Source organism: Micromonospora sp. M42 (genome assembly GCF_000568915.1).
GTDB classification, from domain to species: domain Bacteria; phylum Actinomycetota; class Actinomycetes; order Mycobacteriales; family Micromonosporaceae; genus Micromonospora; species Micromonospora chalcea.
The window spans coordinates 4,566,302-4,592,528 of record NZ_KK037233.1 but is presented as its reverse complement, the minus strand read 5'-3'; the positions used below and the strand labels follow the sequence as shown (position 1 = coordinate 4,592,528).

20 protein-coding genes, 2 rRNA genes and 1 pseudogene (1 of these 23 only partly in view) are annotated in these 26,227 nt (G+C 72.7%); 7 read left to right on the top strand and 16 right to left on the bottom strand.

The window, feature by feature from the left end; all coding sequences use genetic code 11:
- Window positions 1-68: 68 nt before the first annotated feature.
- From MCBG_RS21140 to MCBG_RS21135, 3 genes are all read right to left on the bottom strand, one after another.
- The gene (locus MCBG_RS21140; protein WP_043327823.1) at window positions 69-593 is read right to left on the bottom strand and encodes a tRNA adenosine deaminase-associated protein; all 525 of its coding nucleotides are present in this window, start codon (window positions 591-593) and stop codon (window positions 69-71) included.
- Window positions 594-714: 121 nt separating this feature from the next.
- On the bottom strand, window positions 715-885 hold the full coding sequence (locus tag MCBG_RS33130) for a hypothetical protein (RefSeq protein WP_166457820.1): 171 nt from the start codon (window positions 883-885) through the stop codon (window positions 715-717).
- Window positions 886-958: 73 nt separating this feature from the next.
- Window positions 959-1,354, bottom strand: coding sequence for a hypothetical protein (locus MCBG_RS21135; RefSeq protein WP_176722829.1), 396 nt, complete (start codon window positions 1,352-1,354; stop codon window positions 959-961).
- 109 nt (window positions 1,355-1,463) lie between these two features.
- Here MCBG_RS21135 and MCBG_RS21130 point away from each other — a divergent pair, with 109 nt between their 5' ends.
- Window positions 1,464-2,207 (top strand): M23 family metallopeptidase, encoded by a 744-nt coding sequence (locus tag MCBG_RS21130; RefSeq protein WP_043327822.1) that lies wholly within the window; start codon window positions 1,464-1,466, stop codon window positions 2,205-2,207.
- A gap of 48 nt (window positions 2,208-2,255) precedes the next feature.
- Window positions 2,256-3,326: a PHP domain-containing protein gene (locus tag MCBG_RS21125; RefSeq protein ID WP_043327821.1), complete on the top strand. Its 1,071-nt coding sequence runs from the start codon at window positions 2,256-2,258 to the stop codon at window positions 3,324-3,326.
- 3 nt (window positions 3,327-3,329) lie between these two features.
- Here the strand turns inward: MCBG_RS21125 and MCBG_RS21120 are convergent, their stop codons facing one another.
- Window positions 3,330-4,301 carry a DMT family transporter gene (locus tag MCBG_RS21120; RefSeq protein WP_043327820.1) on the bottom strand — a complete coding sequence of 324 codons (972 nt, stop codon included), beginning with the start codon at window positions 4,299-4,301 and terminating at the stop codon, window positions 3,330-3,332.
- A gap of 72 nt (window positions 4,302-4,373) precedes the next feature.
- Between MCBG_RS21120 and MCBG_RS21115 the strand changes: the two genes are divergently transcribed.
- Complete coding sequence (locus MCBG_RS21115) at window positions 4,374-6,044, top strand: DUF885 domain-containing protein (RefSeq protein ID WP_043327819.1); 1,671 nt, start codon at window positions 4,374-4,376, stop codon at window positions 6,042-6,044.
- 46 nt (window positions 6,045-6,090) lie between these two features.
- On the opposite strand, the gene MCBG_RS21110 is transcribed toward MCBG_RS21115, so the two are convergent.
- A complete protein-coding gene (locus tag MCBG_RS21110; RefSeq protein ID WP_043330846.1) occupies window positions 6,091-7,686 on the bottom strand; it encodes a DUF6114 domain-containing protein in 1,596 nt (531 codons plus the stop codon).
- Window positions 7,687-7,763: 77 nt separating this feature from the next.
- Window positions 7,764-8,387 (bottom strand): DUF6230 family protein, encoded by a 624-nt coding sequence (locus tag MCBG_RS21105; RefSeq protein WP_043327818.1) that lies wholly within the window; start codon window positions 8,385-8,387, stop codon window positions 7,764-7,766.
- 416 nt (window positions 8,388-8,803) lie between these two features.
- On the opposite strand from MCBG_RS21105, the gene MCBG_RS21100 reads away from it, so the two are divergent.
- Window positions 8,804-9,538, top strand: a complete 735-nt coding sequence (locus tag MCBG_RS21100) for a class I SAM-dependent methyltransferase (RefSeq protein ID WP_051611329.1) — start codon at window positions 8,804-8,806, stop codon at window positions 9,536-9,538.
- An 85-nt stretch (window positions 9,539-9,623) separates the two neighbouring features.
- Here the strand turns inward: MCBG_RS21100 and MCBG_RS21095 are convergent, their stop codons facing one another.
- The gene (locus MCBG_RS21095; protein ID WP_083297040.1) at window positions 9,624-10,667 is read right to left on the bottom strand and encodes a cell envelope lipid trafficking protein PgfA; all 1,044 of its coding nucleotides are present in this window, start codon (window positions 10,665-10,667) and stop codon (window positions 9,624-9,626) included.
- A gap of 45 nt (window positions 10,668-10,712) precedes the next feature.
- Between MCBG_RS21095 and MCBG_RS35275 the strand changes: the two genes are divergently transcribed.
- Entirely contained in the window at window positions 10,713-12,269 is a 1,557-nt protein-coding gene (locus tag MCBG_RS35275; RefSeq protein WP_083297043.1) for an acyltransferase family protein, read from the top strand.
- A 2,037-nt stretch (window positions 12,270-14,306) separates the two neighbouring features.
- On the opposite strand, the pseudogene MCBG_RS35270 reads toward MCBG_RS35275, so the two are convergent.
- The 5 genes and pseudogenes from MCBG_RS35270 to MCBG_RS21070 all read right to left on the bottom strand — a co-directional run.
- Window positions 14,307-16,301: pseudogene (locus MCBG_RS35270) on the bottom strand (DUF3367 domain-containing protein); the annotation flags it as partial.
- Window positions 16,302-16,360: 59 nt separating this feature from the next.
- Window positions 16,361-17,809, bottom strand: coding sequence for a glycosyltransferase family 4 protein (locus tag MCBG_RS21085; protein ID WP_198033311.1), 1,449 nt, complete (start codon window positions 17,807-17,809; stop codon window positions 16,361-16,363).
- 67 nt (window positions 17,810-17,876) lie between these two features.
- Window positions 17,877-18,626, bottom strand: a complete 750-nt coding sequence (locus tag MCBG_RS31935; RefSeq protein ID WP_157560790.1) for a glycosyltransferase — start codon at window positions 18,624-18,626, stop codon at window positions 17,877-17,879.
- A 9-nt stretch (window positions 18,627-18,635) separates the two neighbouring features.
- The gene (locus tag MCBG_RS32600; protein WP_157539048.1) at window positions 18,636-18,797 is read right to left on the bottom strand and encodes a hypothetical protein; all 162 of its coding nucleotides are present in this window, start codon (window positions 18,795-18,797) and stop codon (window positions 18,636-18,638) included.
- 41 nt (window positions 18,798-18,838) lie between these two features.
- Complete coding sequence (locus tag MCBG_RS21070; protein ID WP_140946226.1) at window positions 18,839-20,578, bottom strand: MmpA family trehalose lipid delivery protein; 1,740 nt, start codon at window positions 20,576-20,578, stop codon at window positions 18,839-18,841.
- 169 nt (window positions 20,579-20,747) lie between these two features.
- Here MCBG_RS21070 and MCBG_RS21065 point away from each other — a divergent pair, with 169 nt between their 5' ends.
- A complete protein-coding gene (locus MCBG_RS21065) occupies window positions 20,748-22,016 on the top strand; it encodes an MATE family efflux transporter (protein WP_043327814.1) in 1,269 nt (422 codons plus the stop codon).
- On the opposite strand, the gene nudC is transcribed toward MCBG_RS21065, so the two are convergent.
- The gene (nudC, locus tag MCBG_RS21060) at window positions 21,913-22,812 is read right to left on the bottom strand and encodes an NAD(+) diphosphatase (protein WP_043327813.1); all 900 of its coding nucleotides are present in this window, start codon (window positions 22,810-22,812) and stop codon (window positions 21,913-21,915) included. The two genes, MCBG_RS21065 and nudC, sit on opposite strands and share 104 nt — an antisense overlap.
- Before the next feature lie 185 nt (window positions 22,813-22,997).
- On the opposite strand from nudC, the gene MCBG_RS21055 reads away from it, so the two are divergent.
- Window positions 22,998-24,815, top strand: coding sequence for a VanW family protein (locus MCBG_RS21055; RefSeq protein ID WP_051611320.1), 1,818 nt, complete (start codon window positions 22,998-23,000; stop codon window positions 24,813-24,815).
- Window positions 24,816-24,872: 57 nt separating this feature from the next.
- On the opposite strand, the gene MCBG_RS21050 is transcribed toward MCBG_RS21055, so the two are convergent.
- The 3 genes from MCBG_RS21050 to MCBG_RS33125 form a co-directional block, all read right to left on the bottom strand.
- Entirely contained in the window at window positions 24,873-25,499 is a 627-nt protein-coding gene (locus tag MCBG_RS21050; RefSeq protein WP_030502154.1) for an NADPH-dependent F420 reductase, read from the bottom strand.
- 237 nt (window positions 25,500-25,736) lie between these two features.
- Window positions 25,737-25,853 (bottom strand): 5S ribosomal RNA (rrf, locus tag MCBG_RS21045).
- A 74-nt stretch (window positions 25,854-25,927) separates the two neighbouring features.
- Window positions 25,928-26,227, bottom strand: a 23S ribosomal RNA gene (locus MCBG_RS33125) (it continues 2,985 nt past the right edge of the window).

The window sequence follows — 26,227 nt, the reverse complement described above, 5'->3', positions numbered from 1 at the left end:
CGGTCTCCAGCGCCGGATCGGTCGCGTCGGCGGGTTCGGCGGCGCCGGGCGTCCGGGACTCCCCGGGCTCAGACCTCACGCAGCTCCTCGACCTCGTCCACGCAGCCGAGCACCTGGCAGATCTCGGCGGTGACGTCGGCCGGCATGGAACCCTCGTGTGCGCAGAGCGCGAGCAGCTTCTGCGCCGGGATGCCCAGGTCGGCCAGCAGGTCCGCGTCACCGACCGGGTCGGCTTCCGGGTCCACAGCGGGCTGCTCGTTGTCGTCGTCGCCGCTGGAGGCGCGCGGCTCGTCGACCTCCTCCAGCCCGGTGACCGACGTCTTCAGGTCGCCGACCAGCAGCGCGCCCAGGCGGGACTCCTCCGCGAACGCCGAGTCGGAGCCGAAGACCCGCAGGTCCTCCCCCTCGTCCAGGCGCAGGACGACCAGGTACGTGTCGTCGGCCTCGACGAACAGCAGCGACAGGTCGGCGTCCGGCTCGACGTCGCGCAGCCGGTCCGCCACCTCCTCGATGTCGGTGACGCCCCGCAGGCTCACCTCGCCCGCGGTCCAGCCGCCGTCGACGCGCGCCACGGCAGCAGCGAAGTACGACACGGTCCCCCCAAATTGGCCTCGGCAGCACGCCGACAGGTCACGCGATGCACGTTAACCGGTCGGGTCGGCGGGCGACCGGTCAACGCCCCGTAAGGGCCGGCCGTTCTGAAGAGAAAGCCGGTCAGCCGACGACGCGCCGACGGGTGGCGATGAGTTGGCGCAGCCGCTCGGTACGCGCGCGCTGTGGTCGCTGGCGCTGCTGCACCGCGCGGGCACCGGCCAACTCGGCAAGGAGTTGCAGGCGACGGCGGCTCCGCTCGGGGTCGAGCCGCGGCGGTGTGGTCCAGGCCATACCGCCGAGCGTGGACCGTCACCGCGCGAACGTCAAGGTGGCCTTCGCTACGCAGCGAAACCGGCACCCATGGTCACCAGAGCGGCCAGTCGCCGGTCTGCGCCCACCGCATCGCGACCAGCGCGGCGGCGATGCTCCAACCACCGGCGGTGACGATCGCGACCCCGGTGGCGACCCCCCGGTCACCGTGGCGGACCAGCACCGCTGCCGCCGCCCAGGCCAGGGCGCCGGCCAGCAGAGTCCACCAGGCGTAACCCGCGATGTTGCGGCCGAGCAGCCCGAACAGCAGCAACCAGGCGAACGCGACGAGCGCGCCGACCGCGACCCCGGAGCCGGTGATCGGGTACGGCTCGCGGTAGCTGGGCCGGATCGGCGCGTTGGACGGGAAGAGTCCCGAGGGGGTACGCGGCGGAGGTGGGAACGCCCCCGGACCGGTCCCCTCGGGTCCGCCCTGCCACCCGTACGTCACCGCCGCCCCCTTCCCCGAACGATCCACGTCGGCGTCACGCACCGTGACCGGCGGGTGTGACGCGGTCGCGGCGTTCGTCCCTACGGTAGTGGTCTGTCAGGATGACCGGATGCGCTCGCCATCGATCGGACGCCGGACGCGGCCGGCGTACCCGGTCCTGCTGCTCGTCGCGGCGCTCGCCGCCGGGGGGTGTGGCGCCTCCACCGGGCGCGCCGACAGGTGGCAGGAACCGAGCCCGATCGCGACGGGCGCGCAGCCTGCCGACCCGGCGAGCCCGGCACCGCCGACCGCCTCCCCGCCGTCGCCGGCCCGCACGGACGTGAAGCGGGTCTTCCCCGTCCGCGCCGGCAACGTCGACTACCACCCGACGCACGGCGGCTACCCGGGCACCGACGTGTTCGCCGACTGCGGCGAGCCGGTGGTGGCGGTCACCGACGGCGTGGTGCTGGAGGTGAGCCGGGTCGACCGGTTCGACAAGCGCGGGCCGCAGGGGCCGAACAACGGCGGGCTCTCCGTCTCGCTGCTCGGTGACGACGGGGTGCGCTACTACGGCTCGCACCTGAGCGCGGTCGCGGCCGGCATCGACCCGGGCGTACGGGTCCGGGCCGGGCAGCAGCTCGGCAAGGTCGGCCGTACCGGCAACGCCAACAACGTCTGTCACCTGCACTTCGGACTCTCCCCGAAGTGCACGGGAAAGGACGACTGGTGGATCCGCCGGGGCGTGGTCTGGCCGGCGCCCTACCTGAACTCGTGGCGCAAGGACGGCAACCGCTCGCCGGTCGCCGAGGTCACCGCCTGGCAGCGCAAGCACGGCTGCCCGGCGTCGCCGGGCCGGTCCACCACGGGCGGCTGACGGTGCGGGGTCGCGCGGCGGGCGGCGGATGCGCGTAGGTTCCAGGGCATGAGTGCCCGGGATCCCATCGCCGACCTGCGCCGGATCGCGTTCCTGCTGGAACGGGCCAACGAGGCCACCTACCGGGTCCGGGCGTTCCGGTCGGCCGCGAAGACGCTCGGCGCGCTGCCCGCCGCCGAGGTGGCCGAGCGGGCCCGCACCGGCAAGCTGACCGAGCTGTCCGGCGTCGGTGACGTCACCGCCCGCTGCGTGGCCGAGTCGCTGGCCGGGGAGGAGCCGGTCTACCTGCGCCGGCTGCTGGCGACCGAGGGCACCGACCTGGACGAGGCGGCGGCGAAGCTGCGGGACGCGCTGCGCGGCGACTGCCACACCCACTCGGACTGGTCCGACGGCGGCTCGCCGATCGAGGAGATGGCGCTGGCGGCGGTCGAGCTGGGCCACGAGTACCTGGTGCTCACCGACCACTCGCCCCGGCTGAAGGTGGCCCGGGGCCTGACCGCGGAGCGGTTGCGTAAGCAGCTCGACCACGTCGCGGCCGTGAACGAGGCGCTGCCGAAGGGCTTCCGCCTGCTCACCGGCATCGAGGTGGACATCCTCGCCGACGGCTCGCTGGACCAGGACGCGGACCTGCTGGCCCGCCTGGACGTGGTGGTCGGCTCGGTGCACAGCGGGCTGAACGACGACCGGGCGAAGATGACCCGCCGGATGCTGACCGCGATCGCCAACCCGCACCTGGACATCCTCGGGCACTGCACCGGCCGGATGGTCTCCTCCCGGCCCGCCGGCGTGACCGGGCCGGGCGACAAGGGGCACCGCGCGCGTACCCGCAAGGAGAGCGAGTTCGACGCGGACGCCGTCTTCGCGGCGTGCGCCGAGCACGACGTGGCCGTCGAGATCAACTCCCGGCCGGAACGGCAGGACCCGCCGAAGCGGCTGATCCGGCTCGCGCTGGAGGCCGGGTGCCGGTTCGCCATCGACACCGACGCGCACGCCCCCGGCCAGCTCGACTGGCAGCGGTTCGGCTGCGAGCGGGCCGCGCTGTGCGGGGTGCCGGCGAACCGGGTGGTGAACACCTGGACGGCCGACCGCCTGGTGAAGTGGACAGCCGGCCGTAGCTGAGGGTCAGCCCTGGGCAGCCGGTTCGACAGTGCGGGCCGGCACCACCACGTCCGGGCGCGTGCGGCGCCGCCCGAACAGGCCCTGCGCGACCGCCACGCCGGCCAGCACCACGAGCGCACCCACCGGCTGGTGCCAGGTCATCCGCTCACCCAGCACGACCGCGCCGACGAGCACCGCGAACACCGGAACCAGGTACGTCACTGTGGACGCCGTGCTCGCCCCGGCCAGCCGGATGTTGCGCATGTTGATGACAAAGGCGAGCCCGGTGCCGAGCGCGCCGAGCGCCAGCACGCTCGCGATCACGCGCGGCGAGAGCCCGGCCGGGGACGGCGGCGTCCCGACGAACGGCGCGACCAGCGCGAGCTGCGCGGTCGCCACCAGCAGCTGGGCCGCCGACAGCGACAGCCCGGAGTACGCGCTGCCCGCGACGAACTTCTTCTGGTACGGAATGGCGAGCCCGTAGCAGGCAGCCGCGCCGAAGCACATGAGCTGGCCGACGAAGTGGGCGCCACCGACGCCCTCCCAGACGCCGAGCACCACGAGCACCCCGACGAAGCCCAGCCCCAGCCCGACCGCCCGCCGCACGGTCAGCCGCTCGGTGCGGAACACCAGCACCGCCAGCGGCAGCACGATCAGCGGCGTGGTGGCGTTCCAGATGCCGGCGAGCATCGACTCGACCCGCTGCTCGCCGTAGCCGAACAGCGTGAACGGCACCGCGACGCCGAACGCGGCCACCACGAGCATGTGCCCCCAGACGCGAAGGTCGCGGGGCAGCCGGTCGCGCAGCACGGCGAGCACCACCAGCAGCGTGACCGCGCCGGTGGCCACCCGGTAGAGAGTGAGGTGCACGGGGTGCAGCTCGGCCACGCCGACCTTGATGAACAGAAAACTCGAACCCCAGATGGCGGCAAGCGCGACGAACCCCGGCAGCCAGCTCCGCAGCGGCGCGCGGTCAGGAGTGAAATCGACTGTCACCCCTGACACTTTGCCCCACGGGTACGACGATGTCGTGCGGAATTCGGCTGCGGGGTCACGTAGGGTCCCCTCGTGGGACGAATCGATGACCTCGCCAACCGGTACGTGGCCGAGTGGGCTCCGCTGAGCCCGACCGGGGCCACCTACGTCGGCATCGCCGGCTACGACGACCAGCTCGACGACCTGTCGCCCGACGGCTACGCGGCCCGCGCCGACCTGGCCCGGCGCACGCTCGGCGAACTCGACGTGACCGAGCCGGAGACCGAGGCCGAGCGGACCGCAAAGGAGGCCATGCAGGAGCGCCTCGGCCTGGAGCTGGCCCGGTACGAGGCCGGCGAGACCGGCAGCGAGGTCAACGTCATCTCCAGCGGGCTGCACGAGATCCGGATGGTCTTCGACCTCATGCCGACCGACGGCGAGGAGGCGAAGGCCAACGTGGCGGCCCGGCTCAACCGCTTCGCGTCGGCGCTCGACGGCTACAAGCGCACGCTGCGCGAGGCCGCCGCCGCGGGACGGGTCAGCTCGCAGGTGCAGCTCGTCGAGGTGGCCAAGCAGTGCGACGTCTGGGTCGACCCGGAGGGCGACAACTTCTTCCACGGCATGGTCGAGCGGCTCGACGCCGACGGCGCGCTCGGCGCGGAGCTGCGCAAGGGCGCGGCCGCCGCCACCGCCGCCACCGCCGAGTTCGGGCAGTTCCTGCGCAACGAGCTGGCGCCGGCCGGGCGGGAGAAGCAGGCCGCCGGGCGGGAGCGCTACGAACTGGCCTCGCAGTACTTCCTCGGCGCGAAGGTCGACCTGGACGAGACGTACGCCTGGGGTTTCGCGGAGCTGGCCCGGCTGGAGGCCGACATGCGGACGGTGTCCGCGCGCATCGCCGGGCCCGGCGCCTCGATCGACGACGCGGTACGCGCGCTCGACGCCGACCCGGCGCGGACGGTACGCGGCAAGGAGGCGTTCCGGGACTGGATGCAGGCGCTCGCCGACCAGGCGGTCAGCGACCTGAACGGCACCCACTTCGACATCCCCGAGCAGGTACGCCGGATTGAGTGCTGCCTCGCGCCGACGAGCGACGGTGCCATCTACTACACCGGCCCGAGCGAGGACTTCTCCCGGCCGGGACGGATGTGGTGGGCGGTGCCGCAGGGCATCACCGACTTCTCCACCTGGCGGGAGGTGACCACCGTCTACCACGAGGGCGTGCCGGGTCACCACCTGCAGGTCGCGCAGACGGCCGTCCGGGCCGACCTGCTCAACCGCTGGCAGCGGCTGTTGTGCTGGGTCTCCGGGCACGGCGAGGGCTGGGCGCTCTACTCCGAGCGGCTGATGGACGAGCTGGGCTACCTCGGCGACCCCGGTGACCGGCTCGGCATGCTCGACGGGCAGGCGCTGCGCGCGGCCCGGGTCATCGTCGACATCGGCATGCACCTGGAGCTGGAGATCCCGAAGGACAACCCGTTCGGCTTCCACCCGGGCGAGCGGTGGACGCCGGAGCTGGGCTGGGAGTTCATGCGGGCGCACTGCCGGGTGCCGGACGAGAACCTGCGTTTCGAGCTGAACCGCTACCTGGGCTGGCCCGGGCAGGCCCCGTCGTACAAGGTGGGCGAGCGGATCTGGTTGCAGGCCCGGGAGGACGCGAAGGCCCGCAAGGGCGCCGACTTCGACCTCAAGGAGTTCCACCGCCAGGCGCTCGACCTGGGCTCGCTGGGGCTGGACCCGCTGCGTAAGGCGCTGGCCCGGCTCTGAGCCGGCTTCCGGGTGCCGGCGGCGCGTTCCGCCGGCACCCGTCCGGTCAGGCGCCGAGCGTCACCTTCAGCGTCGGCCGGCCGGTGAGCGTGTTGCTGGTGACGTACGCCAGGTCGATGACCGGGTCGGTGAACGTCACCGGGATGGGCAGCGTGACCGGCAGGCCGTCCGGGAACGGCAGGTCCGGCGTCAGCGTCAGCTTGATGCCGGCGAGCTTGCCGACGAACCGGGTGCAGTAGAACGCGACGTCGTCGCGGACGGTGAGACGGTCGGTCGCGTACCGCTGGGTGCGACCGCTGGGGCCGTCGGCGACCAGCAGGAAGTCGTCGGTCACGGCTTCCTTCATGCTGAACTTCAGCACCTTGAGCGCGCCCTGCTCGGTCCGCAGGTCGGTGATCCCCTCGAACCGCAGCCCGGTCATGGTCACCTTGGAGCCGGTGAGCTTCGACGGCTGCTTGGCCACCTTCGGCAGGCCCGGGTCGGCGGCGATACGCGGCAGCGGCTTGCCGGGCTCCACCTTGCCGGGCTTCGCCGGTTCCTTTTTGCCCGGCTTGCCCGGTGTCGGGCAGTCGGTCGAGCCGGGACGGGTGGTCGGCTTGCTCGTCGGGGCCGCCGATCCGCTCGCGGTCGGTGTGGGCGAGGGCGTCTCGCTCTTCTTGCTGCCGCCCTTGAACAGGTCACCGATCCCCTCGAAGAAGTCGGTGATGATGTTGCCCTCCCGCGTCGGGCTCGCGCTCGGCGTCGGGGTGGGCGTCGCGGAGGGTGCCTTCGACGGCGTGGCGGGCTTCGTCGGGCAGGCGCTGGCGGCGGGCCTGCTCGGTGCGGCCTGTACCGCGCGCGGCTGCACGGCCAGGCCGGCGGTGGCCAGGCCGAGCACCAGCAGGACGATGCCGAAGGCACGCGGGTCCGCTGAACGGCCCGCCCACTCGGGCGGGCCGCCGTCGGATCCGGCCGCCTGCCCGTTCACCGACTGCCGAGGGACCGGCCGCTCCCCGCCCGGCCGCTCGGCAGTCGGCTGCTCGACGGCCGACCGTACGCCGGCCGGCACCTCGACGGTCGCCAGTTCCCCGGCCGGCTGCTCGTCAGCGGGTTCCGGGGCGGCCGGCCGGCCGGTGAACGACTGGTCGACGCCGACCTGCTCGACGCCGACCGGGCCGTCGACGTCGAGCAGGTCGGCGTCCCGCTGGTCCACCCTGGTGTCGCGCTCGTCGTCCGCCTCGGTGTCGCGCTCGTCAGCCGCCAGCTTTGCCGGCCGGGCCGGCACCCAGGCGAAGGCGAGCGCGCTGCCCACGATGCCCAGCAGCAGGCCGAGGAAGAAGCCGCCGAGGTTGAGCCCGATCAGCGAGTAGACGGTCGTGACCGCCGCGACGATCGAGTAGAACAGCCGCTGCGCCGGACTGAGCCAGAGCAGCACGCCGCAGGTCCCGAGGATGGCCGGGATCAGCAACGAGAGCAGGCCGGTGGCGCCGCTGCTGAAGCTCAGGCCGTTGAGGGTCAGCCGGGTGGAGGCGAGCATCTCCACCCCGGCCAGGATGATGAACAGGCCGCCCCAGAACGGCCGGCTCCGCTGCCAGCGGCGGAAGGTCCGCCACGTCCGGGCCGCGGTGCCGAGCCGGGCGTGGGACGGTTCGACGGTTGTCACGTACTCCTCCTGGCGGAGCGGGGGCGGGGACGGTGGGGCGGGCCCGCGGTGGTCGGCCACCGCGGGCCGTGCTCAGCTCAGAAGCACTCCTTGCCCTTGGCGTCGTCACCCACGTTGACCTTGAGCCGCAGCCCGACCAGGTTGAACGTCGAGGACGTGGTGTAGCGGGACACCTGCTTCAGGTCGCGGATGGTGACCCGGTCGGAGTTCTGGCCGAACGAGCCGCGCTGGGCCGTCGGGTTCAGGTCGCTGGCGTCGCGGCCGATCTGGATGTTGGTGAAGGTCGCGTTGCCTTCGAGCGAGTCCATCGCGATCACCAGGTCCTTGGCGCGGGCCGGGTCCTTGCCCTCGCCGGCGTTGATGGTGAGCACCACCGGCAGGCCGGGCAGGTCGGCGCGGACGGACTGGCAGAGGTTGTACAGGTCGGCGCTGCTGATCTCGGCCATCGCGACCGGGCGCGTCGCGCCGGCCTTGCCGTCCTCACCCTTCTCGCGGACGATGCCGCCGTACTGCTTGAAGCCCTCGCCCTCCAGGCGGTCCGCGCCGATCTTGAAGGTCTGCCCGGACACGGTGATGTCGGAGGCGATGGCGCCGGTCGACATGCCGAACAGGATGGCACCGGCGGCGGCCGTGGTGGGCACGATCATGGCGGCGAACCGCTTCCACCGGGTACGACCCTGGTTGTCGAGCCGATTCTGCACGGGTTCCTCCTCGAGCGAATGTGCGCGGCGGCCGGTTGTCGTACCGGTGGCCCGCGCCGGGCCCCGCCCTCTGTTACCGACGGGTAACGATCGAGCCTGATCGTGCACCCGATGCGGCGCAGCTCACAACCCCCTCGTGTACCCGGCGGTAACACGAGCGCGCCACGAAGCTTGCTCGCCATCACCACGCGTTGACGCTCCGGAGCAGGAAAATGGCGTCAAAGTGCGCAAAGACACCGTCATCGAGCGCCCGATCAACCCACAGTGACGGCACATCGAGGGATTACAATCAAGTAACAAATGTACAGTGCGTCGAGCGCGATGGGCCGTTCGGGGCAGTGTCGTCGGCCGAACATCCGAGCCGGCAGATGACCGGGTCGATCCAGCCGCACCCCCGGATGTCCTAGGGTTTCGGCGTGAATCTCGACGACGTACGGCGCGACTGGACCAAGCTGGGCGCCGAAGATCCGCTGTGGGCCGTCCTCGTCCAGCCCGGTAAGCGCGGCGGGCAGTGGGACGTCGAGGAGTTCCTGGCCACCGGCCGCGCCGACGTCGAGGAGACGACCGGATGGCTGGGCCGGCTCGGCCTGCCCACGCGATGGGACCGCGCGCTGGACTTCGGATGCGGGGCCGGTCGGCTGTCGCAGGCGCTCGCGCCGCACGCCGGCGAGGTCGTCGCCGTCGACATCGCCCCGTCGATGCTGGAGACCGCCCGGCGCCTGGACCGCAGCGCCGGGAACATCCGCTTCGTCCTCAACGACGCGCCGGACCTGAGCCAGTTCCCCGACGGGCACTTCGACCTGGTCTACAGCGCGCTCGTGTTGCAGCACCTGCCGCGCCCGGCGATCGACAGCTACCTCGCCGAGTTCCTGCGCGTCCTGCGCCCCGGCGGGGTCGCCGTCGTGGGCCTGCCGACCGAGCCGGCCCGTACGGCCAAGGGCGTCATCTGGAAGCTCGCGCCGTTCCGCCTGATCAGCTGGGCGCAGCGCCGGCTGCTCAACTACCCCGCGCCGATGAAGATGACAGCGGTGCCGGACGCCGACATGACCCGGCTGGTGGCCGCCAACGGCGGGGAGATCGTCGGGCAGCGGCCCGACCTGCCGTACACCGAGGACTGGATCTGCACCCGGTACGCGGTGCGCCGCCTCTGACCTGCCACCTGCCGCGCACACGAGCAGGCCGGCCGACCCGGGTGGGTCGGCCGGCCTGCTCGTGTGGTGGTGCGAGGGTTGGCGCTCAGGACTCCGCGCGGTCCGCGGCGTGGCGTCCGCCGGCGGGCACGGTCGGGTCGTCGTCGACCGGCTCCGCCGAACGCTGCGACGGCACGTCGTCCACCGGTCCGTCGCCAGCGTCCACCGGGGTCGCGTCGGGCCGGCGGCGAGCCGCGCGGACGATGATGAACAGGCCGAGCAGGAGCAGGAGCAGACCCACGACGCCGAGGACGATCGGCAGCACGGTGGTCAGCAGGTTGATCTGCCCACGCGCGTCCTTGGCCGCCTTGGCCTGCTGCTTCTGGGTGTCCTCGGTGAAGACGAGCGTGGCGTCGATGATCTTGATCTTGTCCGCGCCGGTCTCGTCACGCAGGGTCTGGAGCTGCTTCTCCTGCCCCTTGACGATGACGCCGCTGTCCGGCTCCACCCAGAGGGTGCGGGTGTTGGCGTAGAAGCGGCCGGCCGTCACCGTGGGCTGGGCCGATCCGACCAGGTTGCCCGGCACGTCGATCTCGCTGATCTTGATCGGTTCGGCCGTCATCTCGAACTTGTAGACGGTCAGCCCCTGCAGCTTCTCGGTGCCCACGTACTCGGCGGGGTACGCCTTCCGAGCGGTGTTGTCGAAGTACTGGTACGTCTTCTTCTCCGTACCGAACGGGAAGGTGTAGGTGAGCCCCTCGTGCTTGAAGGGCGCGCCGTTGACCGCCTCGGCACAGCAGGCGACCGACTCCGCCGTACGCCGGTCGAGGGCGACCCGGTCCGTGCTGACCGTGATCTCCTTGCCCGCGTCGTCGATCACCCGGACACCGACGTTGAAGACCGTCCGGTCGGCGTTGCCGGCCTCGACGTCGCCGCGCACCGCGCGGTGGGCGGTCAGGTTGACGCCGCTGCGCTCGGCCAGCGTGCTGAAATCAAGAACGGTCGCGTTCTTCGCCTCTGAAACCGTTACCGAACTCTGGTCAAGGGGCACCTTGACCAGAGCGGGCGCGACGGCCAGCGGCGTCGCCACGGCCCCGACGATCAGGAACGCGCCTGCCGCCACCAAGATGGCACCCGACGTGGGTCGCATGAAACTCCTCCCCTTGTAAAGACTCGACTAGTCGGCTGACAGTACATGACGAGGCCGATTTCGGATATGGTCCGATGCGACCTCTCGCGACGTACTGACTCCGGGGGTGCAGCAGCCACCGGGCTGCGAGATCAAATGGATGTCGAGGGAACTGTGAGCCGACCCGTCAGACCGGACTCGAGCAACGGACAGGCGATCCTGTCCGCAACTAATACCGGCCGTTCGGACGGCTGGTTGCCCGCATTGGAAGGGCTGCGGGCGGTGGCGGTGATCGGCGTGGTCGTCCACCATGTCTCCTTTCTCAGCGGACTGACCAACTCCTTCGCCCACCTCGCAGCTGTGCTGGCCAGGCTGGATGTCGGGGTGGCGATCTTCTTTGCGTTGTCCGGTTTCCTCCTCTATCGGCCATTCGCGCTCGCTGCCATTAACGGACAGTCAGGACCATCCGTTCGGCGATACCTCTGGCACCGCGCGCTGCGCATTCTGCCCGGGTACTGGGCAATGGCGATCGTCGCACTGACTTGGCTCAACATCGACTATCTGAAGTCCGTCTGGGACTGGGCGATCCCCTTTCTTCTGGCACAGATTTACGAGCCATTGCGACTCCCGGTCGGCATGGAGCAGACCTGGAGCCTGGCTACGGAGGCGACTTTCTACCTTGCGCTGCCACTGATAGCGGTGCTCGGCCGCCGAATGGGCGGTCGTACCCCGCTCGGGCGAGCCCGGCGCCAACTGGCGTTCGGTGCCGTACTCGTCCTTGCCGGCCTCATCTGGAATGCGTACGCACACGGTCCCGACTCGCCTCTACCGGGACTCGCGGTGCTCTGGCTGCCCGCCTTTCTCGACTGGTTCGGCATCGGCATCATGCTGGCCGTGCTCGCCTCGTGGCCCGTCGGCACGACCTCGACCCCGTTCCTCACCGGGCTGACCGGTGACGGGTCTGGGCGGGGCGACGAGGACCTGTGGTCCGCCACGCCGCGCGGCCTGCGCGTGTTCACCTTCGCCCCGGGAACGTCCTGGCTCATCGCCGGCGCGCTGCTCTGGATCGCGAGCACGCCCATCGCCGGCCCGCGCGGGGTCGAACCCGCCAAGCCGGTCGAGTCGGTCACCGAGCACCTGCTGTTCCTGCTCGTCGCCTGGTGCCTGATCGCCCCCCTCGTCGGGCCGGGGTCCGGCGGGGTGCCCCGCGCTCTCCTCAGTCACCGGGCGGTCATGTTCCTCGGCCGGATCTCCTACGGCATCTTCCTCTGGCACCTCCTCGCGCTCGAGGTCTGCTTCCGCCTGCTCGGATTCACCCGGATGAACAGCTCGTTCTGGGTTCTCCTCGCCGTCACCCTGGCCCTCACCGTCCCGGTCGCGACGGCCAGCTACTACCTCATCGAGCGGCCCGCGCGACGGCTGCGGCGGCTCGGTGGCCGCCGCCGGCCCGTGGCCGTCGAGCCCGACCTCCCGCTCCGGGCCGCGACGCCGGCGCCAGCGCTTCAGGGCGCCGGCCCGGCCGGCCTCGGAACTCGCCTCGTACCGGCCGCGGACCCGACGGAACCGCAACACGAGAGCGGCGACCGCCACGAGGAGCAGCCCGGTCGGCAACAGGACCAGTAGCTCCGCCACCCGTTCCGCGCCGACCCGGGGCAGCCACAGACGCTCGGTCCCGTAGACGGTGAGCCCCAGCGCGGCCGGCACCCAGATCCATGCCGGGCCGGGCGTGCGGCGCCGGTGCAGCGCCACCACCGCGGCGGCGCAGCCGAGCCCGACCAGGCCCCCGAGCAGCGCCGGCACCGCCACCGCGAGCAGCGGCGCGGTCGGCATCATCGTCGGCACCACCGGGTACGCGGGTCGATGGCGGCGCGCGGGAATCAGCGCCCCGACCACCAGCAGCACCAACAGGCCCCCGGCGACGAACAGGACGATCCGGTAGTGCTCGCCGGGCGTGAAGACCAGCTCGACGCGGCCGGCGGGACCGGCCGGCACGAACCATCCCTGCTTCCACCCGTCCAGGCGGGCCGCGATCAGCTCCTGCCCGTCGAGCGTCGCCCGCCAGCCGGCGTTGGCGTTCTCCGGAACCATCAGGTAGCTGCCGCCACCCGCACCGATCTCGATCGACCGGCGCTGGTCGTCCCAGTCGACCACGCTCAACGCCCGGCGCGGCGACGCGGCGACGACGGGCCGTTCGGCCGGCGTACCGCTGAAGATCACGCTGTCCACGACGAACCGGTCCGCCGGGGCGGAGACCTCGTTGCCGCCCGCCCGCAGCGTGACCTGCTCCGCGCCCGCCTTCGCGGCCCGGCCCGACGACGTGGCGGGAGCGCAGGCGCGGTAGCGCAGGGGCCGCAGGTCGCGCAGGTCGCGCAGCGTCCCGGTGGCCGTCGTGGGCACCTTCACCCCGTTGACCACGATGGTGGGCCCCGCGCCGCACGGGAGCGTCACCTCACGGTCGAGGCCGCGCGGCTGGTTCAGTTCGGGCACGCCCTGCACGTCCACGCCGCTGAGACCGACCGGCAGCGACTGCGGCTCGAACAGCGCCGTCGACCGGCTGACCCTCGGCACGGTAGAGGTCACTGCAACGGTGAGCCCACGGGTACGCAGAGCCGGGAAGCGGGCGACACCGTCCAGGTCGACAGTCACCTCCCGGATGCCGTCGTCACCGGTGATCCGGACCGTCCTGGGCGGCGCCGCGACGAGGCTCTCCGCGAACCGCAGCCGCACCCAGCTCACCTTGCGCGCGGTGGCCCAGCGCATCTTCACTGTCGGTTGCGGATCGCTCGGATCCGCCCACCAGGCCGTGCCGTCGTCCCCGTCCCCCAGCGACCTCGACGAGGCGACCGGGTCGGCGAACCACGAACTCGACGTCGTGAACGTCTCGCCGCCCGTCATCTCGTCGTACGCCGCGAGCGCGGTGGCGGGCGTGGCCCGGGCCAGGCCGGTCAGCTGGGTGGGGATCGCGGCCGGCAGGTCGAAGCGCCGGGGCACCAGCCCGGTCTCCTCGCCCTGCCGGATCAGGTCGGGAGCGCACAGGTAGTGGTCACCGGCGACCGCGCAGGCGGATCGATCGGTGGCCTTGCGGGCCAGCGCGACCACCTCGGGCGCGACGGCGTCGGCGGGCACCTCCGGCAGTCGCAGGTAGCGCTCGGGCGTCACCCCGGCGACACTCAGCTCCCGGATACCCGCCCGGCGGCCCGGAACGTCGGCGTCCGCGACACTCTCGACTGTCACCCGCAGCCAACTGCTCCGGCCGGCGGGCAGCGGCAACCGCGCCGTCGACCGGCCCGCGCCGGTCACCGGGTGCACCTGGGAACCGCCCTCGGTGCTGACCCGTACCGAGGTGACCGGCGCGCCGATCACCTCGTCGCCCATCACCTGCACCTCCACCGAGCCGGCCTCGATCGGGTCGGCGAAGCGCAGCTCGACCCACTGGCCCACTGGTTTGCGCGCGCCGTCGGACAACCACGCGGTGCCGATGTCGCCGTCGACGGCGGCGAAGGGTGTGGCCGACGGGTCGCGCAGCCCGGCCGGACCGGTGACGTCCGCCGCGCTGGACGACGCCCGGACGTCGGCCACCCCGGCGTACGCCGAGGAGGTGATCGACGACCGCCACGCCGGGTCGAGGATGTCGTGCTCCAGGCGCTCCAACTGGGTCGGGTCCTGCTCGGTCAGGGTCCGCGAGGTGTTGCCCCGGACCAGACCGAAGTCGACCTCCCGGTCCCGGAGGCTGTCGGCGAGCACGGTGCCGCCGTCGCTGACCAGCGGGGGATCGCCGTCGAGGATCACCGGCCGGTTGCCCAGCACACCGGCGTCGCTGAGGTCCAGCAACGTCTCCGGCGCGCCGACCAGGTTGAGCGGCAGCGCGGCGTCGGTCAGCGTGGCCCGGGGCGTCGGCCGGTCCACCTCGTAGATCTCCACCGCCGGGTACGGCTCGTGCAGGCCGTAGTCCCACGCCCCGTTCAGGTCGGGCTTCACCCCGGACGCCGGGCCGAACGCGGCGACCCGGAACAGGCCCGGTGCGCTGTCCAGCGTGCGGTGTACCAGGACCGGCCAGGCGATGCCGCCGACCGGCTGGCGGAGGTCGTTGCGGACGAGCAGGTAGCGCACGCCGAGCCGGCTGAGCACGTCGACCAGTCCGGGCGAGGCGGTGCCCGAGGCGAGCCGCTCGTCGATCGCGGAGAGCAGCCGCGAGTTGCCAGCCGATCCGCCCGGCACCAGCGCCCGCACCGCCCATGGCGAGTCCAGCAGCGGCTGCACCGGCTCGTCCAGCGGACGTCCCCAGTTGTACTCGGCGAAGTTGGAGCCGGGAACCAGCAGGGTGGTGCCCGGCCCGGCGTGCCGGTCGAGCCACCCGGTCGCCTGCCGCCAGTGCTCGGGCAGCGCGTGGAAGCCGCCGCCCGGAGCGAGTCCCGCCATCCCGGCGCCGCTGGTCACCGCCACGAGCGCGGCGGCGGTCGCGCCCAGCGCCACCCGCCGGGGCGCCATGTTCGTGGGGCGCGTGAAGCGGCGGATGAGCGCGATCCGGCCGACCGTGTCCAGCATGTGCGCGGCGGCCAGCGCCAGCGGCAGGCGGATCACGACGTCGAACTTGTGCAGGTTGCGGAGGGCGGCGAGCGGACCGTCGAGCAGTTCACGCATCGGCGACGCGAACGCGGCGCCCCCGGTCGACAGGTTCCCCGCGGTCAGGGCCAGCAGGCCGACCAGCGCGCCGACGAGCAGGAACCGCCGCTCCGGCAGGTCCCGACGGGCGAGCCCGGCCAGGCCGACGCAGGCGATCAGGGCGGTGAGCACGATCATCCACGGGGTGGTGACCAGCGCCCATCCCGCGCGCCACCACGGCACGCCGTCGACGGCCAGGTAACCCACCCAGTGGGTGCTGCCGCGTACCGCCGACGGGAGCGACGTCACGCTGGTCGTGACCGCCGCGCTCTCGGTGTACGGGAGGAACGGGAACCCGTAGCGCTGCAGCAACAGCAGCGGCACCAGCCACCAGAAGGTGGCCGCCACCATCGCCACCGTCCACCACGCCAGCAGGCGGATCCGCCGCCGGCCGGGCGCACGGGTCACCACGTACAGGAACGCGGGCAGCACGGCGCACGCGACGGCCGCGCCGTTCGCGCCGCCCATGCAGACCACAGCGAGCCCGCTGAGCGCCGCGGCCCGCCGCAACGAACCGCCCGCGGCCCCCTTGACCAGTGGCAGCAGGACCCAGGGGGCGACGCAGTACGGCAGCAGTTCCAGCGAGACCGTGCCGACCAGGGACAGCGCCCGGGGGGACAGCGCGAAGATCGCGCCGGCCACCAGACGCGATCCCGGACCGCCGAGGTCGAGGGCGCGCGCCAGGCGCACCACGCCGGTGAGGGCGACGCAGAGCAGGGTCGCCATCCAGAGCCGCTGGACCAGCCAGGCCGGCAGGCCCACCGCCTCACCGAGCAGGAAGAACGGGCCCATCGGGAAGAAGTAGCCGACGGCCTGGTTCTGGAGCGTGCCGAACTGCCAGTCCCCGGTCCACAGGTGAGCCGCGCGGGCGAGGAAACCGCCCGGGTCCAGGGCCATGTCCAGCTTCGTCTCGGGCACGATGAGCCCGGGCTCCTGGGTGACGCAGAGACCGATCAGCGCGAGACAGACCAGTAGCTCGCGCAGGCGCCACACCGCCAGGGACACCGTGGCGCTCGGAATTCCGGGGGTACGGCGAGCGGTCGACCAGGCGGTCAGCACTGCCGTACCGGAACGCCGGTGAGCAGTTCGTCCGCTCCGGCGTTCCGCTCGTCGATGTCGTCGGCTGCGACCCCCGCCCGCAGCAGCGCCTGCCGGACGGCGGCCGGCTCGGCGGCCGGCACCAGGAGCAGCAGGTTCTGCCCGTCGATCGCGACGTGCCGGGTACGCGGCAGGAGCGGTGCCACCCGGGCCAGAAGGCGTTCCGGCTGGTCGGTCCGGACCACCACCGACGTGTTCCCGGCGGCCCAGGGCAGCGGGCGCGGCGTCAGCAGATCCCCGAGGACCGCACGCACCCGCCGGCCGGTGTCGGTCCAGCGGAACGAGTCGCTCCACCGCCGGCACTCCGCGGCCATCCGGTCCGGCTCTCCGGGCGTCGCCAGGGAGTCCAGCGCGCGGTCGAGGCCGGCGGCCAGGTTCTGCGCCGGATCCTCACCCTCGTCGACCAACCATCCGGTACGGCCCGGCCGGACCGCGTCGCGCAGCCCGTCCACGTCGAAGGCGACAGTGGGCAGCCCGGCGGCGGCCGCCTCCACCACCACGAGACCCCAGCCCTCACCCCACGAGGCGGAGACGTGCAACCAGGCGGCGGCCAGCAGGGCGTCCCGCTCGGCGGCGGGCAGGTGGCCGTGCACGGTGACCATGTCGTTCAGCCCGCGCTCGTCGACCAGCCGGCGGACGCTCGCCGCGTCCGGCCCACCGCCGACGATGTCCAGACGCAGGTCGGGCCGTTGCGCCCGGAGCCGGGCCACGGCGTCGACCACCAGGTCCACCCGCTTGTGCCGGGTCACCCGGCCGACGCAGACGACACGTGGCCGGTCGGCGCGGGTCACGCCCGCGGCGGCCGGCCGGGACGCGTCGGCGCCGTTGGGCGCCACGACCACCGGGCCGGTCCAGCGCAGCCGCTCCCGGATCGCCACCGCCGTCGAGGGGGAGACCGCGAGCGTCACCGCGCGGCGGTAGACGCGCCGGGCGACCGGTCCCTCCAGCCAGGCGCCGAAGCGACCCACGACCGGGCCGAAGTACAACCGGAACTGCCGGTCGTGCACGTGGTGGATCACGCAGATCACCGGCACGGCCGCCGGCAGGACCGCCGGACTGAAGAACGGGATGCCGTTCTGGCAGTCCACCACCGCGTCGAACTGCCGGCGGTGGCGCGCCAGCCAGCCCAGCACCCGGGGGTAGATGGTCCACCGGCCGCCGGTACGGACGATCCGGATGCCCTCGCGGACCTCGTCGCCGGGCTGCCCGTTCGGGCGCGCGGTGACGAAGGTGACCTCCGCGCCGGCGGTCACCAGGTCGCGGGCGACCTGCCAGGCGTACACCTCGGCGCCCCCGGCGTCAGGATGCCAGGGGTCCTTCCAGTTGAGCACCACGACCCGGCGGCCCACCACGGTGGCGTCGGTGGTGGGTGCCGCGTCGGTAGAGGGTGTTCCGACACTCACGGCCGCATTCCAACGGCGGCCGTGCCGCCGGTGACGTCCGGCGTGACCGGAAGCGTGACGAGTGGCATCACCGGGGCGACGTCGGCGCCACGGAGCCACCAGTTGATCTTCGCGACGTCCACGAAGCTCTGCCAGCCGTGCCGGACCGGTGAGAAGCGGGAGCCGGGTACGTCCACCCAGCTGACCGGAATCTCCACCAGGCGGGCGCCCGCCCGCTCGGCGCGGCCCAGCACCTCGACGTCGAACGCGAATCCACCGCCCGCAGGGCGCGAAGACCCGCCGGGCGACGTCGTGCGGAAGACTTGAACCCGCACTGCGTCTCGCTGACGCCGCGCACCACCTGCCGGACCGCGCCCCGGAACGCCACCGCGCCCCAGCGTCGCAGCACGCTGTGCCGCTCCTCGACGACCGACTCGGGGTGGGCCCGCGACCCGACCACCGCGTCCGCGCCGTCGTACAGGAGATTGAGCACCTGGGCGAGAGCGGCCGGCGCGGTGGCCAGATCGGCGTCACAGAAGCCTACGTAACGGGCGTCGCTGGCCAGCACACCCCGACGCACCGCGAAGCCCTTGCCCGGTTCGCCGCACCAGAGCAGGCGGACCGGAACCGGGCCGGGCGGCGCGTTCACCACCACGGCACTCGTCCCGTCGTCGCTGGCGTTGTCCACCACGGTGACCCGGCAGGGCACACCGAGTTCGGCCAGCGCCGCCCGGAGCAGGACCAGGGTGTCGGGCAGCCGGAGCGCCTCGTTGTACGCGGGCACCACGACGTCGAGTACGACCAGTTCTGACGAGACGTCAGGAGGGGGGACCTCCATGCCGCACCGTCAGCGCTCGCCGTACACGATGATGGGCTGCTCCACGCTCGCTGGCTTGCTGTTGCTGTTGCCGAGGGTGGACGCCCCGATCGAGACGGCCAGGATTCCCAGCACGGCACCCACCGCCGCGGCGACTACCGCGGTGAGGAGGGGATTGAAGGATGCCTTCATCGATGATCCCTTCGGAAAAAGGTACCGAAGAGTAACATGCGTCACTGCCGCTTGACCCGGTGCGAAAGGGCGATCATCAGGGTGGCCCCCAGTACCGAATACCCCAGGACCGGCATTATGCCGATGCGACCGGACGAGCCGGAGAAATCGGAATCCGGCAGACGCAACAGCGTCAATGCCCCGTCCCGCCGGACCAGCTCGGCGCTCACGAACCGGCCCTCCACCTGTGCGGCGTCCGGTTGGTCCGTCTGCACGAGCACATACCGCACCCCGAGCCGGCGCAGAGCCGGTCCCGGATCACCCGGCGCCGCCAACGCCGCCGCCACCCGGTCCGCCTCCCGGCTCTCCCCACGGATCCGGTCCCGGCCGACAAGCACGTCCTGGTCCCCGACCACCGGCCGGCGGAACGCCCGCGAGGCCGGATCGAGCACCGGCACGTTCCCCGCCCACGGATAGGCCCGGAACGAGGACCAGGGCAGCGACACCAGGGTGCCCCCGGCCGGATCCCGGTTCACCTCGGCGCGCACCGCCGCCCACTCCGCCGGGTACCGCACCGTGTCGAACTGACCACCGAGACCCCACGCCAGACCGGGCATGAGCAGCACCGGAGCGACCACCAGCAGCGGGGCCAGCGCCCGGGCGCCGGTCGTCACGAGCGACTCCACGAGCATCCCGAGACCCACCGCCTGCACCAGTGCCAGCGGAGCGAGCAGCCGGGTGCCGTCCCGGACCGCGCCGGCCAGCGGAACGTGCTCGACCAGCGCGACCATCCCCTGCGCGCCCAGCGACCACGCCGGCGCCACGGCGACCACAGTGCCCAGGACCGCGCCGGCGAGCAGACCCCACCAGGCCGCCGACGGCCAGCGGCGACGGGTAAGCACGTACCCCCACAGCGCCGCGCCGGCCAGCGTCAGTGCGATCAGGGCGACCGCCCACTGGTCCCGGCCGACCGGCACGGCGTTCCGGCTCCACACGCCGCCCAGAGTCGCGACGCTGCCGAGCACGCCGAGTGGCGTGTCCGCGCGGACCGCGAACGCGGCCACCCCCCGCTCGTCGACGTCGACGGCGCCGCCCCGGCTCAGCAGCGCGAGCCACCACGGAGCGGTCAGGCCGGCCAACGTCGCCGCCCCCGCCACAAACGCCCGCCACCGGCGCGCCAGAGCCAGCACCGGGGCACAGGCGAACACCGCCGCCAGCACCATCGCCGGGCCGCCCAGCACCACCGCGGCCCCTCCGGCCACTGCGGAACGCCGCCCCGGGCCGGTGCCCTCGGGCGGCGGCCGGAGCACCCCCAGCACCCAGGCGAACGCCCAGGGCAACGCCGCGAACCCCGCCACCACCGCCCACTGCCCGAGGTGCAGCCGCCCGTACACCCAGGGGTTCCAGACGTACGCGAGCCCGGCGGCGACCCGCGCCAGCGGATGACCGACGGGCGCCAGCCGCGCCGCGCCCACCGCGGCCAGGACGAGACAGCCGGCCAGGAGCACCTTCTGGGCCACGTCTGCCGGGACGACCTGCGACAGCCCGACCGCGAGCAGCTCGCTCGGTACCGCACGCGGCAGTTCGGAGCCGCTGCCCCAGACCACCGCGCCGAACGGCGGGTCCGGCACGAACACCAGGTCGTACCGGAGGACGAAGCCACGGCGCAGCACCGGGCCGAGGATCGCGACGACCACGCCGACACCGAGCGCCGTCTCCGGCCACCAGCGGCGCAGCGCGACGGCGGCCCGCGACGGCGCCGGACCGAAGCTCGGTGACGCTCGACGCACACGGACCCCCATGAACCTGGACGGAAGCGGGCCCGACGTCGCACCCGGGGCTCCGGACAGCACTCTAGGCACAGGGCGAGTACGGACGGTAGCTTGCCTCACGACGTCGACGAGCGAGCCGCGACGACGACGCGAGGCTCAAGGCGAACCCGTTCCACCGGCGACACCGACATGAGGCGCAATGACAGAGACCACGGCAGGGCCCGGCGCGAGCCGCCTGGGAACCGCCGGCGCGGCCGTCGCGGTCGCCGCGATGGCGACGAACGGGCTCGCCTACCTGCTGCCCATGCTCGGTGCCCGGTACCTGCCGGTCGAGGAGCTGAGCGTCCTCGCCACGACGCTGGCCCTCGTCGCGATCGCCGGGGTCGCCGGCGTGGGGCTGCAGATGGCGGTCGCTGTGCACCGGGCCCGCCACCCCGGCGCGCCGACGCACCGGGTCAGCCTCGTCACCACGGCGGTCGCTGGCGGCGCCGTCGTCGTGGCCGCGCCGCTGATGATCACCGGTCTGCGGCTGTCGTCGACCGTCGTGGCGCTGGTCGCCGGCACCACTGTCGCTGTCGTCCTGGCCGCCCGGTGGCTCGGCGAACTGCAGGGTGAGCAACGCTTCGTCCGTCTCGCCTGGGCGATGGGGGTGGTGGCGCTCGGGCGGTACGGCGGCATGATCGTCGCGCTGGTCCTCGGCGCCGACGTCGTGGTCACCCTGCTCGCCGGCATGCTCACCGCCTGGCTCGTGCTACCGGCGCTGGCCTGGATCGCCCGCCCCGACCGGCCCGCCGGGAACGACGTCGCCGCCACCATGCGGATCCGGCAGGTGGCGAGCGCCGGCACCGCCGCGCTGGCGATGCTCGCGGTGTCGTACGCCGACCTGATCTTCGCCCGCCAGCTGCTCTCGCCCGCCGACTCCGGGGCGTACGCGGTCGGAACCGTGCTCACCAAGGGCGCGCTCTGGGCCCCCCAGGTGATCGTGGTGCTGGCGCTGCCCCGGCTCGCCGTGGGAGACAACCGGGTCCGTACCGTCGTGCTCGCCATCGTCGCCGGCTGCGGCGTCGTGCTCGTCGCCGCCTCGGCCCTGGCCGGCGGGTTCGCGTTCCGGCTGGTGGGCGGCGAGGACTACACGTCCCTGGGGAGGTACGCCCCGTTCTTCGCCGCCACCGGCGCGCTCTACGCACTGATCTTCGCGGCCGTGAACGCGAAGATCGCGGCGGGCGCGCGCTGGCCGTCCGCGCCGCTCTGGGTCGCCGCGGCCGTCCTGGCCGTGCTCACCACCACCGTCGCGCCCCGCACGTTCCAGGGCATCATGTGGTGCGCGCTCGCCACCGCCGCGGGAACCGCGCTGGTGATGGTGTTCAGCCCTCCGCGAGCCAGTCGCCCAGCAGCCGGTGATCGATCGAGTCCACCCGGCCCAGCGGCCGCCCTGCCGCGACCCGCGCCCGCAGCTCCGCCCGGCTGAACCAGCGCGCCGCCAGCAACTCCACCCCGTCGACCCGGACCTCCTCGGACACGGCGACAGCCCGGAAACCCGCCATCAGCCCGGCGGGAAACGGCCACGCCTGCGACCCCTGGTAGACCACGTCGGTGACGGTGACGCCCGCCTCCTCGGCCAACTCCCGGCGGACCGCGTCCTCCAGGCTCTCGCCGACCTCGACAAAGCCGGCCAGCGTCGAATAGCTGCCCTCGGCCGCGCCCGCGTGCCGGGCCAGCAGGCAGCGCCCGGTCCGGCCGGGCGCCTCGACCAGCACGATCACGGCCGGCTCGATCCGGGGGAACCACAGCCGCCCGCACTCCCCACCGCTACAGGTCCGCATGTGCCCGCCGCCACCGGCCACGGCCCGGGCGCCGCACGCGCCGCAGTACCGCTGCTGCCGGTGCCAGAGCAGCAACCCCCGGGCGTACGCCTGCACCGCCGCCCCGGCCGGGTCGAGCCGGCCCACGAGCGTCCGGACGTCGACAGCGCGCGTCGCGGCGGCCAACTCGACGGCGGCCCGCTCGCCGAGCGCGGAGAGATCGGCCGCGAACACCGCGACGTCGTCGTCGAGCCCCAGGAAGACGGTCTCCCCGGCGGCCGACCGGACGCGGGACGCGTGCTCGCCGGTGAGCCGGACCGGACCGGCCGCGTCGACCAGGCAGCGGTCCCGCCACAGCGGCAACACCACGCTCACCGGATCGGCCAGCCGCCCGGCCAGCCACTCCGCGTCACCGCGCAGCGCCGCCGCCCGGTCGAGCCATCCACCGCCGTACGCCAGCACCCGCTCACCGTGCCACGATCCGCGCCCGGGCGCGGCCCCGAATCGGGTGATCGGGCCGACACCGCCGAACGCCCGACACGACGCCGGGCCGGAGACTCCCGGCGCGCCCGGGCGTTGGTTACCGTAGGTGTCTCCCGCGGGGGAAGCGGTCCCCGCGTGTACTTCCGATCGAGGTTGCAGTGACGATGTACGGCGAGAAGGTGCCGGCTGCCGACGACCGGCCCACCATCAAGGTGGCGGCGGTGAGCTGGCCCGGCGTCGAGATGGAGCCGGTCGCCACACCGCCCGGAGGCGACACGGGCCGGCCGGGGCGGTCGCGACGGGCCCGGCTGCTGCTGGCCGGGGGGATCGTCGCGGCCGTGCTCGCCGGCGGCGTCGGCCTGGGCGCCTACGCGTACGCCGGTGACGTGCCCCGCGGCACCACGGTGCTCGGCACCGAGCTGGGCGGGCGCAGCCGCGCGGAGGCGGCGGCGGCGCTCCGCGCCGAGCTGGAGCGCCGGGCCGAGGCGTTGAACGCCCCGCTGGCGGTCACCGTCGGTGAGAAGAAGGCCGAGCTGAAGCCGTCCGACGTGGGGCTCGCCATCGACGTGGACGCCACTGTGGCGGCCGCCGCGAAGGCCGACGCGCACGCGGTGAGCCGGCTCGTCGGCTCCCGTACGGTCGAGCCGGTGGTCACCGTCGACCGGCCCAAGCTGGAGGCCGCCCTGCGGAAGGTGATGGGCTCGCAGGGGCGCGAGATGACGATGCCGGCGATCATCTGGACCGGCACCACCCCGAAGCCGGTCTACCCGAAGCCGGCGCTCACCGTCGACACCGACGGCGCCACCGGTGTGGTGAAGGCCGGCTGGCTGGCCGCCGAGCCGATCACCGTGCCGCTCGTCGAGAAGTGGCCCGCCACCACCCGTGAGGAGGTCGACCGCCTCGTCGCCGAGCTGGCCCGGCCCGCCGTCGCCGCGCCGGTGACGCTCACCACCGACGGCGGTTCGGTCACCATCCCGCCCGCCGCCATCGCCCGGGCACTGCGCTTCTCCGCCGACGACGCCGGCACGCTCACCCCGAAGGTCGACGTCAAGCGGCTCCGCGCCGCGCTCGGCGACCGGCTGACGAAGCTGGAGGTCGAGCCGCAGGACGCCGGGCTGACCATCAGCGGCGGCAAGCCGAAGGTGGTGCCCAGCAAGGCCGGCCGCCAGGTCGACGCCGCCGCGCTCGGCCCGGCCCTGCTCGCGGTGCTGCCCAAGTCCGAGGGCCGTACGGTGTCCGCCGAGCTCAAGCCGGCCGCGCCCGAGCTGACCGAGGCGGAGCTGGCGAAGCTGGGCATCAAGGAGCGGGTGTCGACCTTCACCACCCACTTCACCGGCGGCCTCTCCTCGCCGCGCAGCCAGAACATCGTCCGCGCGGCGAAGGACGTGGACGGCACGCTCGTGAAGCCGGGTGAGACGTTCTCGCTCAACGGGCACACCGGCGAACGCGGCTACGACCAGGGATACAAGGACGCGCCCACGATCGTGAACGGCAAGCTGGTGCCGGGCGTCGGTGGCGGCGTCTCCCAGTTCACCACCACGCTTTTCAACGCCACCTACTACGCCGGGCTGGAGGACGTGGAGCACAAGCCGCACTCGTTCTACTTCAGCCGCTACCCGGCCGTGATCGAGTCGACCATCTACTGGCCGCAGCTCGACTTCAAGTTCCGCAACAACACGCCCCACGGCGTGCTCATCGACACCTCGTACACGTCCAGCTCGATCACCGTCTCGATCTGGAGCACCAAGATCTACGACAGCGTCAAGACGGAGTACGGCCCCCGCCGCAACATCACCCAGCCGAAGACCGTGTACCTGACCCCGGGGCCGTCCTGCATCCCCGCCGCCGGCGCCGTCGGGTTCGCCCAGGACGCCTTCCGGGTCATCAAGAAGGACGGCAAGGTCGTCAAGCGGGAGAAGTTCAGCTGGCGCTACGACGCCGAGCCGCGCTTCATCTGCGCCCCGAAGCCGGGCGACGACTGATCCACGACACACGGAAAGGCCCCGCCGGATCGTCCGGCGGGGCCTTTCCCATGCTTGTCACGGCCGCGCCGCGGCCAGCCCTTCGCGTACGCCGTCGGCGTCCCGGTCGGTGCCGTAGACGGGCGTGTCCGGCTGCTGCCGCCAGCTCTCGTCCAGGGTGCCCGCGTCGACCGGGTCGAAGCCCAGATCGTCCACGAGGCCCATCACGATCCGCTTGGCGTCCGCGTCGTCGCCGGCCACCGGCAACGCGATCCGGCCTGCCGTACCCGCCGGCTTGCCCTCGTCCATCAGGTGCGCCGCCTGGATGTTGTTGAAGACCTTCACCACCCGGGCGCCCTTGAGGTGGTCAGCGGTCCAGCGACTGGAGCTGAGGCTGCGGTCGAGCAGCTCGGCGATGTCGCCGTCCCGCTGGGGGTAGTAGTTGTTGGCGTCGACCACCAGCTTGCCGTCGAACAGCGCCGCCGGGAGCTGCGGCACCGCCTTCAGCGGGATCGCGATGACCACCAGCTCGGCGCCCTGCACGGCGTCCTCCACCGACACCGCCCGGGCGCCGGTCTCGGCGGCCAGGTCGGCGAGGCTCTGCGGCCCGCGGGAGTTGGCCACCGCGACGTCGTGGCCGAGTGAACGCAGACGACGGGTGAGGGTGCCCCCGATGTGCCCCGACCCGATGATTCCAATCTCCATGTCCACTCCTGTACCCCGTGCGGTCGGCCCCGATCACGGTCCCGACGTACGCCATGTCACGTTTCGGCCCACCGGCGTGGCCGGTGTCAGAGGTCCCGGCTCGACGGTACGAGACTGACGCGGCCGACGTGGTGATTCCCGTCGGCCGGCCCGAATCCAGGCGGTGTGGTGGCCGGTTTTCGGGGTGGACGCGTTTCAGGGCCACCCCCGTGAGGGGTGGCCCTGAAACGAAAGGTTGTCCGGCGGTGTCCTACTCTCCCACACCCTCCCGAGTGCAGTACCATCGGCGCTGGAGGGCTTAGCTTCCGGGTTCGGAATGTGACCGGGCGTTTCCCCTCCGCCATGACCGCCGTAACTCTATGAACATGTCAACCAACCCTGTGGGTGATCGTTTGTTCAGAGTTGCACAGTGGACGCGTAGCAGCTTGGTAGTCAAGTCCTCGGCCTATTAGTACCGGTCAACTGAACCCGTTACCGGGCTTACATTTCCGGCCTATCAACCCAGTCGTCTAGCTGGGGGCCTTACCCCACAAAGTGGGTGGGATACCTCATCTTGAAGCGAGCTTCCCGCTTAGATGCTTTCAGCGGTTATCCCTTCCGAACGTAGCTAACCAGCCGTGCCCCTGGCGGGACAACTGGCACACCAGAGGTTCGTCCGTCCCGGTCCTCTCGTACTAGGGACAGCCCTTCTCAAGTATCCTACGCGCACGGCGGATAGGGACCGAACT